General features: G+C 54.9%; 1 protein-coding gene and 1 pseudogene. One reads left to right on the forward strand and one right to left on the reverse strand.

Annotated elements, in window-relative coordinates:
• On the reverse strand, positions 1-345 hold a 345-nt coding region (locus AC5JJ6_RS16310; RefSeq protein ID WP_496043068.1), incomplete at its 3' end, for a phytanoyl-CoA dioxygenase family protein.
• A gap of 530 nt (positions 346-875) precedes the next feature.
• On the opposite strand from AC5JJ6_RS16310, the pseudogene AC5JJ6_RS16315 reads away from it, so the two are divergent.
• Positions 876-1,100: pseudogene (locus tag AC5JJ6_RS16315) on the forward strand (ABC transporter substrate-binding protein); the annotation flags it as partial.

Below are 1,100 nucleotides of genomic sequence, written 5' to 3' on the forward strand. Positions count from 1 at the left end.
ATGGAGCCTGGGATCACGGGAAAACTCGTCGAACATGGGATCGAGGTCATGCAGCGCATGGCCTATCTTATCGACGCCCTGCCAGCCCGGCTCCGCCGGCCCCGTCGCCGCGATGCCCGCCTTTTCGAAGAACACCCGGATCTTATCGCCGGATGTCAGGAAATAATCCTCGTGCTTCGGAGAATCGAGGGTCGGCAGGAAGTCCATGCGCTGAACCTCCCACGAGAGCTGAGCCGCCAATCCTCGTGAATAGTTCAGGAGCGCCGCACATTCCGCCCGTGGCACGAAGTCAGGAAGCACCAAAAACCCGTTGGATTCGAATGCATCGACCTGCTCTTTGTTCAACACGGTTATACCTCTGCGGGTTCTCTTCCAGACTTCCGGATCAAATGAATGTCTTTGCCGGCCTCGAATGAAAATAGCTGAAATTGGATGGTTCTTTAGACCACGGCAGCTAATATGGCGGTTTGGAATGCGACTGTCATGAGCTTACATGGCAATCATGCTTATGGTTCACGATAAAACGTACGTCATATCTCGTCCACCCTTCGGTCCCTATGCCGTTGGTGCAAAGGAGCAAAGAGTATGACGATCCATTTATTGTCTGTAGAATGAAAAATGAAATCAAATGTCGGTAATATAGCATCGTCGATCGGCATATTCTTACATCGGCAATACACTTTTTGAAGATGCATAAAGTGTATTTGTTTGAATGGCGACAGCGGGCGAACGGCCGCCCGAAGATACGCCGCAGGCATCGTCCATCGCCGCTTCGTACAAGAATGGGGTGGATTACGCCGGTACGAGCGACGATAAACAGCGGCATGAAATCCACCTGAGAAGCGCCTGCGGGCAATACGAACAGGGACTTGATGATGCAGGGTTTGAAACGCACCTTCCGCGCCGCCGTCTTTTCGGCGGCACTATCCCTGACCGCTCTGTCCGCGGGCGCCGCCGAACCGGTCCGGATCGGCGAGATCAACAGCTATACCGGCTTGCCGGCCTTCACCATCCCCTACCGTCAGGGCTGGGAACTGGCGGTCGAGGAAATCAACGCCAAGGGCGGCGTGCTGGGTGGACGGATGCTCGAGGTGATCTCG

The organism is Skermanella sp. (genome assembly GCF_059503625.1).